Below are 14985 nucleotides of genomic sequence, written 5' to 3'. Positions count from 1 at the left end.
ACAAAAATCATAGATACCGGACGAATGGTATGTTTAGAAATGCGTGAGATCTCGACCATTCCGGACCGGGCGAAGCAAGGCGTTTCGCGACCGGTTCCGGACGCGCGGCGAACGAAAATGTCCGAAGCCCACACCCGACGAAAGCAACCCGACGTCGTGCGTCGCGCCCTGCTCCAGGAAGCTGCGCGCATCGCCGCGAACGAGGGCCTGGCCGCGGTGACGATCGACTCCGTGGCGAAGGCCGCGGGCGTCACCAAGGGCGGGCTGTTCCATCATTTCCAGAGCAAGCAGGCGCTGATCGACGGGGTGATGGCCGAGGCCATCGCCTTGCTTGAGGAAGACGTCGAGCGGCGGATGGAGGGCGATCCAGAGCCCTATGGTCGCTTCACCCGCGCCTATGTCGACTGCATGTTCGCCGATCTCGAGCGCGAGGACGCCCGGCTCTGGGCCGCGATCTGCGCCTCGCTGATGGCCGACGCCTCGCTGCGCAAGACCTGGAGCGACTGGTTCACGGCCCGCCTCGCGCGGCACGCCGAAACCGACGGCGCGCTCGAGCACGCCATCGCGCGGCTCGCCGCCGACGGCGTCTGGCATGCGAGCCTCTACGGCATGGAGGCCGAATGCGGCCCGGACCGCAACGCTTTGCGCGGCCGGTTGATCGAGATGACCCGGCGACCCGCCATGTCCGAGAACACGAGCGAAGACCGATGACCGAGGGCGCCGCCATGGGTTTGCAAAGACTCGGTTCCAGACAGCTCGCTGCGATCGCAAGCGGCGTCTCGCTCGCGCTGCTGCTCGCGGCCTGCGACCAGAAAGCCGCGGACGCGCCGGCCGGCGCTCCGCCGGTCGCGGTCTCGTTCGTGACCGTCAATCCGCAAACGCTGCCGATCGCCAACGAGCTCCCCGGCCGCATCGCCCCGACCCGGATCGCGGAAGTGCGGCCGCGCGTCTCCGGCATCCTGATCGAGCGCGTGTTCGAGCAGGGCAGCGTCGTAAAACAGGGCGACGTGCTCTACCGCATCGACCCTGCGCCGTTCCGCGTGCGTGTCGAGAGCGCCAAGGCCGTGCTTCAGCGCGCCGAGGCGACGCGCACCCTCGCCCGCCAGCAGGCCGAGCGCCAGACGCAGCTGAAAGAGCGGCAGATCAACAGCGCCCAGAGCTACGACACGGCTGTCGCCGAGCTCGCGCAGGCCGAGGCCGACATCGCCTCGGCGAAGGCGAGCCTCGACGCCGCCGCGCTCGATCTCGAATATACGGACGTGCGCGCGCCCATCACCGGGCGGATCGGCCGCGCGATGATCACAGAGGGCGCGCTCGTCTCCTCGACCGACGCCCAAAGCCTCGCCACGATCCAGCAGCTCGACCCGATCTACGCCGACTTCACCCAGTCGGCGAACCAGCTGCTCGCGCTGAAGAGGGCGGCGGCCGCGAGCGCGAAGGCGGAAGGCTCCGACGCCAATCGCGCCGAGGTCGCGCTGAAGTTCGACGACGGGAGCCGCTACGCCCATCCGGGCAAGTTCCTGTTCTCCGAAGCCGCGGTGGACGCAACAACCGGCCAGATCACGCTGCGCGGCGAGTTCCCGAACCCGGACGGCGACCTCCTGCCGGGCATGTATGTCCGCGTCCAGATCGTCCAGGGCGAGCAGCCGAACGCGCTTGCGGTGCCCGAACGCGCGATCCAGCGCGATCCGGGCGGCGCGGCCGAGGTCTATGTCGTGGGCCAGGACAACAAGGCGGCGCTGCGCAAGGTCCGCACCGGCCGCGTCGTCGACAACCGCTGGGTCATCGAGAACGGGCTCGTCGCCGGCGACCGCGTGGTCGTGGAAGGCTTCCAGGCGCTCTCGAACGGCGCGGCGGTCGATCCGCAGCCCTGGACGCAGAACGTGACCGACGCGTCCGCGGCCGAGAAGCGCTGAGGCACGAGAGATGGCGAACTTCTTCATCGCCCGGCCAATCTTCGCCTGGGTGGTCGCGATCTTCATCGCGATCGGCGGCGCGATCGCGATCCCGATGCTGCCGATCTCGCAGTATCCGACCATCGCCCCGCCGCAGATCTCGGTGACGGCGACCTATCCGGGCGCGTCCTCCGAAGAACTCTATCAAGGCGTCACCAAGCTCATCGAGGAGGAGCTGAACGGCATCAAGGGGCTCATGTATTACGAGTCCACCTCCGAAGCCTCCGGCCTCGCCACCATCACCGCGACCTTCGCGCCCGGAACGCCGGTGGAGCAGGCCTCCGTCGACGTCCAGAACCGGGTGCGCCGCGTCGAGGCGCGGTTGCCGCGCGCGGTGACGCAGCAGGGCGTCGTGGTCGACGAGGCCTCGAGCTCGTTCCTGATGGTCGTGTCGCTGACCTCGACCGACGGCCAGATCGACGACATCGGGCTTGGCGACTATCTCGCGCGCAACGTCATGGGCGAGCTGCGACGTTTGCCCGGCGTCGGCAAGGCGCAGCTGTTCGCGACCGAGCGCGCCATGCGGGTCTGGGTCGACCCGGACAAGATGCTCGGCCTCGGGCTCACGGCCGAGGACGTCACCGCGGCGATCACCGCCCAAAATGCGCAGGTCGCGGCCGGCCGCATCGGCGCGCTGCCGAACCCGATCAGCCAGGAGACTTCCGCGCCTGTGCTGGTGAAGGGCCAGCTCGGTTCGCCCGACGAGTTCGCCGCCATCGTGCTGCGCGCCAACCCCAACGGCTCGACGGTGCGCCTGCGCGACGTCGCCCGCGTCGAGATCGGCGGCCAGGACTACAATTTCACGAGCCGCCTCAACGCGCAGGCGAGCGCCTCCGCCGGCGTGCAGCTTTCCGCCACCGGCAACGCGCTCGAGACCGCGAAGGCCGTGCGCGCCAAGATGAAGGAGCTCGAGCGGTTCTTTCCGCCGGGCGTCAAGCAGACCATCCCCTATGACACGACGCCCTTCGTCGAGGCGTCGATCAAGAAGGTGCTGATGACGCTCGCCGAAGCCGTCGGGCTCGTCTTCGTCGTGATGTTCCTGTTCCTCCAGAACATCCGCTACACGCTCATCCCGACCATCGTGGTGCCGGTGGCGCTGCTCGGCACCTGCGCCGTGATGATGGCGGCGGGCTTCTCGATCAACGTGCTCACCATGTTCGCCATGGTGCTGGCGATCGGCATTCTGGTCGACGACGCCATCGTCGTGGTCGAGAACGTCGAGCGCCTGATGGCGCAGGAAGGGCTCTCGCCCCGCGAGGCGACCAGGAAAGCAATGGGCCAGATCAGCGGCGCGATCATCGGCATCACGCTGGTGCTGACCGCCGTGTTCGTGCCGATGGCGTTCTTCCCCGGCGCGACCGGCATCATCTACCGCCAGTTCTCGCTCACCATGGTCGTCTCGATCCTGTTCTCGGGGTTCTTGGCGCTCTCGCTCACGCCCGCGATGTGCGCGACCTTCCTTAAGCCGATCCCGCAGGGCCATCACGAAAAGCGCGGCTTCTTCGGCTGGTTCAACCGGAAGTTCGACCGCACCGCGAGCGGGTACAGGTCGATCGTATCCAAGCTCACGGCCAGGGCCGGGCGGATGATGATCGTCTATCTGGCGCTGCTCGTCGGCCTCGGTTGGGCCTTCATGCGCCTGCCCTCCTCGTTCCTGCCGACCGAGGACCAGGGCTACCTCATCGTCGACGTCCAGGCGCCGTCGGAGGCGACCGGCACTCGCACCATCGAGGCGATCAAAAAGGTCGAGGAGATCTTCATGAAGGAGAAGGCGGTCGCGGACATGTTCGCGATCCAGGGTTTCTCCTTCTCGGGCAACGGCCAGAACGCCGCGATCGGCTTCCCCGTGCTGAAGGACTGGAGCGAGCGCGGACCGGAGGACAGCGCCGACGCCATTTCGGCGCGCGCCAACGCGCAGCTCTTCGGCATCAAGGACGCGCAGAGCTTCTCGCTGTCGCCGCCGCCGATCGAGGGGCTCGGCACCTCCGCGGGCTTCACATTCCGCCTGCAGGACCGTTCGGGCCGCGGCCATGACGCGCTGGGCGCGGCGGGCCAGCAGCTGCTCGCGCTCGCAGGCGCGAGCCCGAACCTCGCCGCGCCCCGCATCGAAGGACTGGCGAACGCCGTCCAGCTCGACATCGTGGTCGATCGCGAGAAGGCCAACGCCTTCGGGGTCGCGTTCGCGGACATCAACGCGACCATCTCGGCCAATCTCGGCTCGGCCTATGTGAACGACTTCCCGAATTCGAGCCGCATGCAGCAGGTCACCGTCCAGGCCGACGCCCGCAACCGCATGCAGGCCGACGACATCCTGAAGCTCAACGTGCGCAACGCCAGCGGCGGCATGGTGCCGCTCTCGGCCTTCGCGCGCGTCGAATGGTCCAAGGGCCCGACCCAGATCGTCGGCTTCAACGGATATCCGGCGCTGCGCTTCGGCGGCGAGGCTGCGCCGGGCCTCTCCTCGGGCGACGCCATCGCCGAGATGCAGAAGCTCGCGGCGAAGCTCCCCGCGGGCTTCGGCTACGAATGGTCCGGCCAGTCGCTGCAGGAGATCGCGTCGGGCACGCAGGCGCCGTTCCTGCTGGGCCTGAGCATCCTCTTCGTGTTCCTCCTGCTCGCCGCGCTTTACGAGAGCTGGAAGATCCCGCTGTCGGTCATGCTCGTCGTGCCGCTCGGCGTGATCGGTTCGGTGCTCGCCGTGATGGCCCGCGACATGCCGAACGACATCTATTTCAAGGTCGGCCTGATCGCGATCATCGGCCTCTCGGCCAAGAACGCCATCCTGATCGTCGAATTCGCCAAGGACCTGCACGCGGAAGGCAAGTCGGTCCGAGACGCCGCCATCGAGGCCGCGTTCCTGCGTTTCCGGCCGATCATCATGACGTCCTTCGCGTTCATGCTGGGCGTCACCCCGCTCGCGATCGCAAGCGGCGCGAGCGCCGCCAGCCAGAACGCGATCGGCACCGGCGTTCTCGGCGGCATGGCGACCGCCACCGTGCTGGCGGTGTTCTTCGTGCCCGTCTTCTACGTCTTCGTGCTGCGCGTGTTCTCGCGGAAGCCGAAGGACGCGCCCGCTCCGAGCGCAGGCGAGGCGCACGCATGATCTGCGGCGGCCGACGCTAGTCCCGGAGCATCTCAGCGACGGTCTCCGCGATCGACAGGCTCGAGGTCAGGCCCGGACTGTCGATGCCGAAGAGATGCACGAGGCGGTCCATGCCGTGGTCGGCCGGACCGTCGATCCGGAAGTCGACCGCAGGCTCACCCGGCCCGCTGAGCTTCGGCCTGACGCCGGAATAGTCCGGCGTCAGACTGTCGTCGGGCAGGCCCGGCCAGAAGCGCCGGATCGAACCGTAGAACGCGTCCGCGCGCCAAGGATCGACCGCATAGTCGAGCGCGTCGATCCATTCGGCGTCCGGCCCGAAGCGGACCCGGCCGGCGAGATCCAGCGTCAGATGCACGCCGAGCCAGCCCCCTTCCGCGGGCGCTGGATAGATAAGCCTTTGGAAGACCGGGCGGCCGGCGAAGGAGAAGTAACTGCCCTTGGAGAGAAAGAGCCGGGGATCCGGTCGGCCGGATAGCCTTCGGTGACCGCGGCGACCTGCTGCGCCCCAAGGCCCGCGGCGTTGACGACGGCGTCGAACGCGATCTCGCCGGCGTCCTCGCCGACCGTGACGAGCCAGCGCCCCCGGTCGAATCTCAGGCGAAGCGCCGGCGACATCAAAGCGAGCGAGCCGCCGCGGTCCTCGATGTCGCCGAGCAGCGCGAGCATCAGCGCGTGGCTGTCGATGATCCCGGTCCGGGGCGACAGCACGGCGGCATGGCATCGCAGATGCGGCTCGAGCCGCGCCGCCTGCCCGGCGTCGATCAGCTCCAGCCTCTCGACGCCGTTCTCGGCGCCGCGCCGCCGGATCGCCTCGATGGCCGGGACTTCCTCCTGCGACGTCGCGACGATCAGCTTGCCGCAGGCGCGGTGCGCGACGCCGTGGCTTTCGCAGAACTCGTAGAGCAGCCGCGCGCCCCTCACGCAGTGACGCGCGCGCAGCGACCCCGCCGGATAGTACATCCCGGCATGGATGACCTCGGAGTTGCGCGACGAAATCCCCATGCCGAAAGCGTCGGACGCTTCGGCGACGACGACGTCATGTCCGTCGAGAGCAAGCGCGCGCGCCGCCGCAAGGCCGACGACGCCGGCGCCGATGACGAGAATTTCCAAGCGGCCGCTCCCTGCTGTTCTCGGCCCGTGGCCATCCGCCCCGTAAGGCGTGCTTACCCCGAATTCTCGCCGAAGTTCAGCGGGGCCCGGATCGAACCCGCATCGGCTCGGCGGCGCGCCACAGCCGCGGCGCTTCTGCTATTGAAGCTTAAGGCGACAAGTGACTGGACGGGCATCTCGAATGGCGCAGCGTGGATAAGATCGACAGGACGTCACGCGACCAGGGCTGGCGGGTCGGCATCCTGTTCTCGCGCAGCGGCGTGAGCGGGGTCACCGAGAGCGAGCACTTCTTCGGGACCGCGCTTGCGATCGACGAGATCAACACCGCGGGCGGCGTGCTTGGACGGCCGATCGAGCCGATCTGCTACGACCCCGGCGGCGAGAACGAGGGCTACCGCGCCTTCGCCCGCAGGCTTCTGGCGGAAGACGGCGTCGAGGTGATCTTCGGCTGTTCGCTGTCGGCGAGCCGGAAAGCCGTGCTCTCCACCATCGAGCGGCACAACGGACTGCTCTGGTATCCGTCGATCTACGAGGGCTTCGAGTATTCCGAGAACGTCCTCTACACGAGCGCGACGCTGAACCAGAACGTGTTCGCGCTCGCCGACTTCCTGCTGCAGGAATACGGGCCGCGCATCTTCATCGTCGGCTCGGATTACATCTATCCGCGCGAGTCGAACCGCGTGATGCGCGACCTCGTCGAGGCCAAGGGCGGCGAGATCGTGGGCGAGCTCTACGCCCCGCTCGACGGCGACGAGGACGTGCACCGCGAGATGGTGGCCGAGATCCGTCGCGCGGACCCCGACGCGGTGTTCTCCACTGTGGTCGGGCGCGGCGCCGAGCGCCTCTACCGGCTCTACGCCGACGCAGGGATCGACAGGCGGCGCCAGCCGATCGCGAGCCTCACCATGTCGGAAGGGCAGATCCGGGCGATCGGGCCGCAGCTCTGTTCGGGCCACGTGCTCGCCTCGCATTATTTCCAGCGCATCGAGAGCGAGGAGAACCGGCGGTTCGTCTCGGCCTTCCGGCAGCGCTTCGGCGAGGAGCGGCCGACCAGCATGTGGTCGGAGACCGCTTATGCGCAGGTCCATCTCTTCGCGCAGGCGCTCGAAGAGGCCGGGACGCTCGACTCCGAACGCCTCGGGGCGGCGGCGATGCGCCAGCGGGTGGCGGCGCCGGGCGGCGAACTCGCTTTCGACGGCGACACCCGTCACGTCTGGCTGACGCCCGGCGTCGGTGTGGCCCGCGACGACGGTCAGTTCGACGTCGCCTGGCGGTCGCGCCGCCCGGTCAGGCCCGATCCCTATCTCGCGGCGACGCGCTTCGAGGCCAACTGGCTCGAGGAGGGCCTCGCCAGTTGAGCGCCCCGGCCCGCAGGATCTTGGACGAGCTCCGCCGCGCCCGGGCGCTGATCGTGCATCCGCGCGACGAGGAGGGCGTGTCGCTGCTCGACCAGCTTCGGCGCCTCGGCTGCGAGGTCTCGCTCGCCTGGCCGCCGCCGGCGACGCTGCCGCCCGAGATCGACACGCTGTTCATCCAGCTCGACGACGCCGAGGTCGCCCATCTCCTGCCCTCGATCGAGGAGCAGGAGCCCGCCGTCATCGCGATCGTGGCCTATGAGAGCCCGATCGGATCGTGGACTTCAACGCCCATGGCGTTCTGGCCAAGCCGCTGCGGCCGCGCGGCGTTCTCACCCAGTTCGCGCTCGCCCGCTACCGGCGCGGCTATGAGGGGCGGCTGACGTCCAAGATCAACAAGCTCGAGGACACGATGAAGGGCCGCCGCACCGTCGAGAAGGCGGTGCGGCTCCTCACCGAGCTCAACGGCCTCGACGAGGACGCCGCCTACAAGCTGCTCCGCGACCGGGCGACCGCGACGCGGGCGCCGATGACCAGCGTGGCGGAGGGCCTCGTCACGGCGCATGAGGCCATGAGCGGGCTCGGATTGCATATCTCGTTGGCTGAAAGGCGATGAGTTGGGCAGGATTTGCCGTCATTATCGGCTTGCGCCGACTGACGATCGGGCTATCGTGACCCCATAGGGCAAGATTGCCCTGCAGCAGGATTGCTGCCTTACATCTTGGCTTTGAAGCCTCTGGTCTGCGGATGACTTCCGCGTCCAGGGGCTTTTTGCGTTTTGGAGCTGAAATGATCCAGGCGAACGCCTCCGCACGCCCACCGTTTACAGGTGTCGTGCATCCAGTTTCGAACCGCTGATGGGCGACGTCGAGGGCAATGTCGCGCGCTGCGCGGCGGTTCGCGCGGCGGCGGCCGCCGGCAGCCGCCTCCTCGTCCTGCCAGAACTCGCCAACACCGGCTACGTGTTCGAGACCATGGAGGAGGCGGCGGCGCTGGCGGAGGCCGTGCCCGGCGGTCCCTCCACGCAGGCCTGGGCGGCGCTCGCGGCCGAACTCGGCGTCCATATCGTGGCCGGCGTCGCCGAGAAGGCCGGCGACGCTTTGTTCAACTCCGCCGTGGTCGTCGGTCCCGAGGGCTATGTCGGGACCTATCGCAAGTCGCATCTCTGGTTCCGGGAGAACGTGTTCTTCCAGAAGGGCGACCTCGGCTTCCCGGTGTTCGAGACCGCGCTCGGCAAGATCGGCGTCGCCATCTGCTACGACGGCTGGTTCCCCGAAACCTTCCGGCAGCTCGCGCTCGGCGGCGCCGAGATCGTCTGCATCCCCACCAACTGGGTGCCGATGCCCAACCAGCCGGCCGGCGAGGCCGCCATGGCCAACACGCTGCATCGGGCGGCCGCGCATTCGAACGGGATCTTCATCGCCTGCGCGGACCGGGTCGGCGTCGAGCGCGGCCAGCCCTTCGAGGGCCAGAGCCTGATCATCGACACCAAGGGCTGGACGATCGCCGGCCCCGCGAGCCGCGACGCGCCGGACCATCACGGCCGTCATCGACCTCGACGACGCCAGCCGCAAAGACCTCAACGAATTCAATTCGGTGCTCGGCGACCGCCGCACCGACGTCTACGGCTGACGCCGCCCCGTCCTCCAGCGCCCGTTTTTCCAGGAGCCAGCTTCCCCATGTCCAAGCGCCACGTCATCGGACTCGCCGCCGCTCTCGCTCTCGCCGCGCCGCCGGCCTTCGCGGATGAAAAGCCCATCGTCATCGGCGTGCCGGTCGGCCTCTCCGGCGCGAACAGCGTCGTGGCGCCCTCGGTCGTCCAGTCGGCCGAACTCGCGGTCGAGGAGATCAACGCCAAGGGCGGCGTGCTCGGCCGCCAGCTCAAGCTCGAGATCGCCGACGACGCCTCGGGAGCGGCTGGCGCGCAGAAGGCGTTCGACTCGCTCATCTACCAGAAGAAGGTCGACGTCCTGATCTCGATGGAGACGAGCGCGGCGCGCAACGCCGGCCTTCCGGCCGTCACCAAGGGCCGGGTGCCGTACATCTACACCTCGTTCTACGAGGGCAAATCCTGCAACAAGAACATGTTCGTCAATGCCTGGGTGCCCGAGCAGCAGGTGCCGCCGGTGGTCGACGCCTTCAAGCTCAAAGGCGCTCAAACTACTTCCTGATCGGCAGCGACTACGCCTTCGGGCGCGGCATGCTGGCCTTCACCAAGGAATATATCGGCAAGATCGGCGGCAAGGTCGTGGGCGAGGAATACCTGCCGATGGACGGCAGCGACTGGACCGCGATCATCTCCAAGCTGAAGGACTCCAAGGCCGACGCGCTGATCACCTCCACGGCCGGCGGCGCGCCGAACGTGACGCTGACCAAGCAGCTGCGCGGCGCGGGCGTCTCCCTGCCCTACGCCAATCTCGCGGTCGACGAGGGCACGGCGAAAAGCATGGGGGCGGACGCGGAAGGCATCTACCTCTCGGCCTCTTACGTCACCGGCATCGACAGCCCGGAGAACAAGACCTTCCTCGCCGCCATGGAGAAGAAGTTCGGCTCCGGCCTGAAGACCCCGAACGACCTTTCGGTGCCGCAATATGAGGCGGTCTATCTCTACAAGGCCGCGGTCGAAAAGGCCGGCGGCACCGAGACCGCCAAGGTGCTGGAGGCGCTTCCGCAGGTGAGCGTCACGGGCCCGCGCGGCGTCATCAAGATGGACAAGCAGCACCATGCGGCGCTGACCATGTATCTCGGCCAGGTGCAGGGCGACGGCTCGGTGAAGGTCGTCGGCACCTTCAAGGACGTCGATCCCGGCGAGCAGTGCCCGAAGCTGAAGTGAGGCGCCTTCTCCCCTCCCCCTTGCGGGGAGGGGCCGGGGGTGGGGGCGGCTCCGAATGAGGCGGAACAGGCGCCGCAGCGCTCTCCGCCGAGCCACAGCGATCGTCCTTGACCACCCCCGCGCTTACCCTCCCCGCAAGGGCGAGGGGCCGGATACGTCGCGTACAAACACCGGAGGACCTCCATGCTCCTCATCCTCGACGTCCTGACCACCGCCGGCATCCTGTTCGTGGTGTCGATCGGCCTGCTCGCGGTCTTCGGCGTGCTGAAGATCATCAATTTTGCGCACGGCGCCTGGCTCACCATCGGGGCCTATTGCGCGGTGATCGCGGCCGAGCTCGGCCTCAACCCATGGGCCGCGCTGCCGCTCGCCTTCGTGATCGGCGCGGCGCTCGGGGGCCTGGCCGAGCTCTTCATCATCCGACCGCTCTACCGGCGCCCGCTCGACGCGATCCTCGCGACCTGGGGCCTCGGCATCGTGATCGGCCAGCTCATCACGCTCGGCTTCGGCCGCGACGTGCAGATGACCCCGAATCTCTTCTCCGGCACGGTCGAGATCCTCGGCGTCGACTACTCGGCCTATCGCCTCGTCGCGCTCGGCGCGGCGCTCGTCATCGGCGTCGTGTTCGCGGCCGCGATGGAGGGCACCCGGCTCGGCCTCTCGGCGCGCGCCGTCATCATGAACGAGACGCTGGCGCGCGGGCTCGGCATCGACACGGTGCGGGTGCGCCTCGTCACCTTCATGGCGGGAGCGGGCCTTGCGGCGCTCGCAGGCGTGCTGCTGACGCCGCTCACCAGCGTCGACCCGAACATGGGCGTCGGCTGGCTGATCGGCGCCTTCATGCTGGTCATGGTGGCCGACGCCTCGCTCGTGGCGCTCGCCGTCGCCTGCCTCGTCTTCGGCGCGGCCCAGGTGCTGATCAGCACCTTCGTCAGCCCCATCCTCGGCAGCATCGCGATCGCGGTCCTCGCGGCGCTCGTGCTGCGCGTCAGCCCGAAAGGTTTTTCGCGTGCCTGACACGTCCGCACTCGCAACCGCCGCTCCGGCGGCCCGCAGCAGCCCACGGCTCTCGCGCGCCGCGCCCTTCGTGGTCGCGGGCCTCGCCGCCGTCGCGCTCTGGATCGCGCCGCTCGCGCTCGACACCTTCGCGGTCAACGTGCTCACGCGCTCGATGATCTACGCAATGCTCGCCGTGACGGTCGACCTGCTCTGGGGCTTCGCCGGCGTCCTCACCTTCGGGCAGGCCGCGTTCTTCGGCGTCGGCGCCTACGCCGCCGCCATGGCGCTGACCTATCTCGGCGCCGATCCCGTCTGGATGGTCGCCGCGCTCGGCCTTGCGGTCTTGGCGCCCGCCGTTCTCGGCCTCGCTGTCGGGTGGCTCTCCTTCTACCACCGCTCCACCGCGCTCTACGCTTCGGTGATCTCCCTCGTCGTCCCGATCGTCGTCGTGCAGCTCATCTATTCGGGCGGCGAGTGGACCGGCTCCTCGAGCGGGCTCGTGGGCTTCGACGTGCTGCCGCTGGAGCTCGAGGGCTTCTTCCGGCTGGCGGCGCTGGCGCTCGTCGCGCTCACGCTCGCGGCCTGGATCTTCGTGCGCTCCGACGCCGGCCGCGCGCTCGTCGCGGTGCGGGACAACGACGCGCGCTGCGCCTATCTTGGCCTCAGCCCCAAGCGCATCCAGATCGCGCTCACCACCGCGCTCGCCGGCGTCGCGGGCCTCGCCGGCTTCCTGTTCGCCAACGCCTCCTCGGTGGTCGCGCCCGAAAACGCCGGCTTCCTGTTCGGCACCGAGCTCGTGATCTGGGTCGCGCTCGGCGGGCGCGGGACGCTGCTCGGGCCGATCCTCGGGACGATCGCGATCGACTATCTGGCGGCCAATCTCTCGGGCGACCTGCCGTTCCTCTGGCAGCTTCTGCTCGGCGCGACCTTCGTGGCCGTCATCATCCTGCTTCCCGGAGGGTTGGCCGACCTTGCGCGGCGGGCCTGGGGCGCGACGCCGTTCAGCGGCCGCGCGGCCTTCGCGCCGGCGCTCGCGGCGCTTCCCGCCCGCCCGGCGCCCGACGCCTCCGGCGCGCCGCTGCTCAAGATCGAGGGGCTCGCCAAGTCCTATGGCGCGCTGACGGTGCTCGAGAACATCGACCTCGAGATCCGCGCCGGGGAGCTCGTCAGCCTCGTCGGCCCGAACGGCGCCGGCAAGACCACGCTGATGCGCTGCCTCTCGGACGGGACGGAGGACTTCCGGGGACAGGTCTCGATCGGCGGCGCCTCGACCGCGGGGCTGACGCCGAACCGCATCGTCGCGCTCGGCGTCGGTCGCAAGTTCCAGGTCGCGAGCGTGTTCGAGAGCCTCAGCGTCGCCGACTGCCTGCTGCTCGCGCGCGCCTCGAATGACGGCCTGAGCCCCTTTGGACGCGCCGAGACGCTCGCCCTCCCGCAGGCGGCGCTCGACGTGATGCGCATGACCGGGCTCGACCAGATGCTGGCGCTGCCGACGCGCCTGCTCTCCCACGGCCAGAAGCAGGCGCTCGAGCTCGCCATGGTGGTGGCGCTCGAGCCGCGGCTGATCCTGCTCGACGAGCCGACCGCGGGCCTCACCAAGGCCGAGCGCTCGACCATCGGCGCGGTGCTGAAGACGCTGACGGGCGAGCTCGGCATCGCCGCGGTCCTCGTCGAGCACGACCTCGACTTCGTGCGGCAGATCTCGTCGCGCATCGTGGTGCTGCATCAGGGCCGCCTCGTGCTCGACGGCGGCGTCGACGAGGTGGTCGGCTCCGAACTCGTCCGCACGATCTATTCGGGAGGCTCCCATGGCTGAGGCGGCGCGAGAGCTCGAAGCGGCGGCCGGCGCCGCGCTCGCCCTCGACGGGGTGACGAGCGGCTACGGCGCGGTCTCGATCGTGCGGGACGTGTCGCTCAAGGTCGCGCCCGGCGAGATCGTCGCGCTGCTCGGCAAGAACGGCATGGGCAAGACCACGCTGCTCAAGACGATCATGGGGCTGATCCCGTCGCGCGGCGGATCGGTCGCGATCGACGGGCAGGCGGTCGCGGGCATGTCGCCGGCGAGGCTCGTCGCGCTCGGGGTCGGCTACGCGCCGCAGGAGCAGCCGCTGTTCCAGGACCTGTCCATCCGCGACAATCTCCGCCTCGCGCTGCCGAGCGACCGCCTGCTGCCCGGCGCGCTCGACGTGGTCGCGGGCCACTTCCCGTTCCTGAAGGACCGGCTGGCGCAGAAGGCCGGCACGCTGTCGGGCGGCGAGCAGAAGATGCTGATCCTCGCCCGCGCCCTGATGCTCCGGCCGCGGCTGCTGCTGATCGACGAGATCTCCGAGGGGCTCCAGCCTTCCGTGATCGACCGCATCGCCGCCGCGCTCGCGGCGGTGCGCGGCGAGAGCGGCGCGAGCATGCTGATCGTCGAGCAGAACCTCGACTTCGCGCTGCGCGTCGCCGATCGCTGGGCGGTGCTCAAGCTCGGGGAGATCGACGACGAAGGTCCGGCCGATCCGGGCGCGCGCGAGCGCGTGCTTTCGCATCTGAGCGTCTGAACCGGCGGTCCGGGCGCTTCAGACGCCGCGGGTCAGCTTCAGCCATTTCCGGTAGCGCGAGGCCTTGGGCGCCGGCAGGCCGGCCTCCCGGCAGCGCCTGACCGTCTCGCGATGGGCCGCGGCGATCGCGCCGTGCGGCGGAGGCCGGACCGCCAGCATCTCGTCGGCGACCGCGTCCAGGATCGCGCTGCGGAGCGTCCCCTCCCCGGCCTTGAGCCGGCTGGTCCCGGCCTGCCAGCGCCCGATCTTTGCGAGCTGCCGCGGCGTCGGCCCTGGCGCGACCGGATCCGGCCGCGCGCGATCCCAGCCGGCGAGCCATCGTCTTTCCTCCGCCCGATGCGCCAGATCTTCGGGCGCGGCCCGGTCGTCGCCGGCCATGCGCGCGACGCGGCCCGCCTCGCCGAGCGCCGCCAGATGCGCGCGCAGCCGCCGCGCCCGCCAGGCGGGCACCGAGATCTCGAAATCGGGCGCGTCGTCGCTCAAGCCGCAGCTGTAGCGGCTCGCGCGGCGCCGCGCCACCGACGGCGAAACCGGCTGCGGGCGCCCGCAAATTCGCACGCTGAGTTTGCGCCGGGCCATGCGCGAAGCAGGCCGCGCGTCCCTTGCGGGCGACGCCACCCCTTTTTAGATGATAATCATAATACAAAGACGGCGACGCGCCGCTTCCTCCCAACCGCGACCGGCCAGGCCGGATCACAGGAGCATGTCATGACCCTCAATTACGCCGCCGGCGCCCTCGCCTTCGCGCTTCTCGCCTCGCCGACCTTGGCCGACACGCCGCCGCTCGGCGCTCCCAGCGAACCGACCGTCTGGGGCCACCGCGTCCATGCGCCGGAGCCCGCGCAGGAGATCGAGGCCGTCGGCCTCAAGCGCTCGACCGCGCCCGAAGCGCGGCCGGGCTTCGTCCCGAGCGAGCCGACGATCTGGGGCCATCGCCCCGAAGGCGGCCGCTGACGCCGGCGGGCATGGCCCGGACCCGGCCTTGCGCCGGATCCGGGCCGTGCGCCCGATCAGCCGGGCGGGCGCTTTGAAAGTTCAATCGTCAGATGATATGACATTCGTCATGATCTGATCGCCCGCGCGTTGA

Annotated in this window: 9 protein-coding genes and 4 pseudogenes; 11 read left to right on the top strand and 2 right to left on the bottom strand. The window is 69.3% G+C overall.

What is annotated here, in order from left to right; translation table 11 throughout:
• The first annotated feature begins 117 nt into the window (after window positions 1-117).
• The 3 genes from K6K41_RS18285 to K6K41_RS18275 are packed head-to-tail and all read left to right on the top strand — an operon-like array spanning window position 118 to window position 5058.
• A complete protein-coding gene (locus K6K41_RS18285) occupies window positions 118-711 on the top strand; it encodes a TetR/AcrR family transcriptional regulator (protein WP_261401695.1) in 594 nt (197 codons plus the stop codon).
• Window positions 708-1916 carry an efflux RND transporter periplasmic adaptor subunit gene (locus K6K41_RS18280; RefSeq protein WP_261401694.1) on the top strand — a complete coding sequence of 403 codons (1209 nt, stop codon included), beginning with the start codon at window positions 708-710 and terminating at the stop codon, window positions 1914-1916. The genes K6K41_RS18285 and K6K41_RS18280 overlap by 4 nt, the downstream gene beginning before the upstream one ends.
• 10 nt (window positions 1917-1926) lie before the next feature.
• The gene (locus K6K41_RS18275; RefSeq protein WP_261401693.1) at window positions 1927-5058 is read left to right on the top strand and encodes an efflux RND transporter permease subunit; all 3132 of its coding nucleotides are present in this window, start codon (window positions 1927-1929) and stop codon (window positions 5056-5058) included.
• Window positions 5059-5074: 16 nt separating this feature from the next.
• On the opposite strand, the pseudogene K6K41_RS18270 reads toward K6K41_RS18275, so the two are convergent.
• Window positions 5075-6168: pseudogene (locus K6K41_RS18270) on the bottom strand (NAD(P)/FAD-dependent oxidoreductase).
• Between the two features lie 191 nt (window positions 6169-6359).
• On the opposite strand from K6K41_RS18270, the gene K6K41_RS18265 reads away from it, so the two are divergent.
• From K6K41_RS18265 to K6K41_RS18235, 7 genes and pseudogenes are all read left to right on the top strand, one after another.
• On the top strand, window positions 6360-7526 hold the full coding sequence (locus K6K41_RS18265) for a transporter substrate-binding domain-containing protein (protein WP_261401692.1): 1167 nt from the start codon (window positions 6360-6362) through the stop codon (window positions 7524-7526).
• Window positions 7523-8139: pseudogene (locus tag K6K41_RS18260) on the top strand (ANTAR domain-containing response regulator). Before K6K41_RS18265 ends, K6K41_RS18260 begins: the two are co-directional and overlap by 4 nt.
• Before the next feature lie 241 nt (window positions 8140-8380).
• A pseudogene (locus K6K41_RS18255) lies at window positions 8381-8977 on the top strand (nitrilase-related carbon-nitrogen hydrolase); the annotation flags it as partial.
• Window positions 8978-9202: 225 nt separating this feature from the next.
• Window positions 9203-10356: pseudogene (locus tag K6K41_RS18250) on the top strand (substrate-binding protein).
• Window positions 10357-10539: 183 nt separating this feature from the next.
• Window positions 10540-11373: a branched-chain amino acid ABC transporter permease gene (locus tag K6K41_RS18245; RefSeq protein ID WP_261401691.1), complete on the top strand. Its 834-nt coding sequence runs from the start codon at window positions 10540-10542 to the stop codon at window positions 11371-11373.
• Complete coding sequence (locus tag K6K41_RS18240) at window positions 11366-13171, top strand: branched-chain amino acid ABC transporter ATP-binding protein/permease (RefSeq protein ID WP_261401690.1); 1806 nt, start codon at window positions 11366-11368, stop codon at window positions 13169-13171. The genes K6K41_RS18245 and K6K41_RS18240 overlap by 8 nt, the downstream gene beginning before the upstream one ends.
• Entirely contained in the window at window positions 13164-13898 is a 735-nt protein-coding gene (locus K6K41_RS18235; protein WP_261401689.1) for an ABC transporter ATP-binding protein, read from the top strand. Before K6K41_RS18240 ends, K6K41_RS18235 begins: the two co-directional genes overlap by 8 nt.
• A gap of 18 nt (window positions 13899-13916) precedes the next feature.
• On the opposite strand, the gene K6K41_RS18230 is transcribed toward K6K41_RS18235, so the two are convergent.
• Window positions 13917-14381 carry a hypothetical protein gene (locus K6K41_RS18230; RefSeq protein WP_261401688.1) on the bottom strand — a complete coding sequence of 155 codons (465 nt, stop codon included), beginning with the start codon at window positions 14379-14381 and terminating at the stop codon, window positions 13917-13919.
• A gap of 225 nt (window positions 14382-14606) precedes the next feature.
• On the opposite strand from K6K41_RS18230, the gene K6K41_RS18225 reads away from it, so the two are divergent.
• Complete coding sequence (locus K6K41_RS18225; protein ID WP_261401687.1) at window positions 14607-14852, top strand: hypothetical protein; 246 nt, start codon at window positions 14607-14609, stop codon at window positions 14850-14852.
• The last annotated feature ends 133 nt before the right edge of the window (window positions 14853-14985 follow it).

Source organism: Chenggangzhangella methanolivorans (assembly GCF_019797865.1).
Taxonomy (GTDB): Bacteria; Pseudomonadota; Alphaproteobacteria; order Rhizobiales; family Methylopilaceae; genus Methylopila; species Methylopila methanolivorans.
This window is presented reverse-complemented; position numbering and strand designations above follow the sequence as displayed.

Excerpts from the sequence above, each read along its gene's own strand:
- K6K41_RS18285 (WP_261401695.1), top strand. The coding sequence starts at position 118 with ATGTCCGAAGCCCACACCCGACGAAAGCAACCCGACGTCGTGCGTCGC.
- K6K41_RS18280 (WP_261401694.1), top strand. The coding sequence starts at position 708 with ATGACCGAGGGCGCCGCCATGGGTTTGCAAAGACTCGGTTCCAGACAG.
- K6K41_RS18275 (WP_261401693.1), top strand. The coding sequence starts at position 1,927 with ATGGCGAACTTCTTCATCGCCCGGCCAATCTTCGCCTGGGTGGTCGCG.
- K6K41_RS18245 (WP_261401691.1), top strand. The coding sequence starts at position 10,540 with ATGCTCCTCATCCTCGACGTCCTGACCACCGCCGGCATCCTGTTCGTG.
- K6K41_RS18235 (WP_261401689.1), top strand. The coding sequence starts at position 13,164 with ATGGCTGAGGCGGCGCGAGAGCTCGAAGCGGCGGCCGGCGCCGCGCTC.
- K6K41_RS18225 (WP_261401687.1), top strand. The coding sequence starts at position 14,607 with ATGACCCTCAATTACGCCGCCGGCGCCCTCGCCTTCGCGCTTCTCGCC.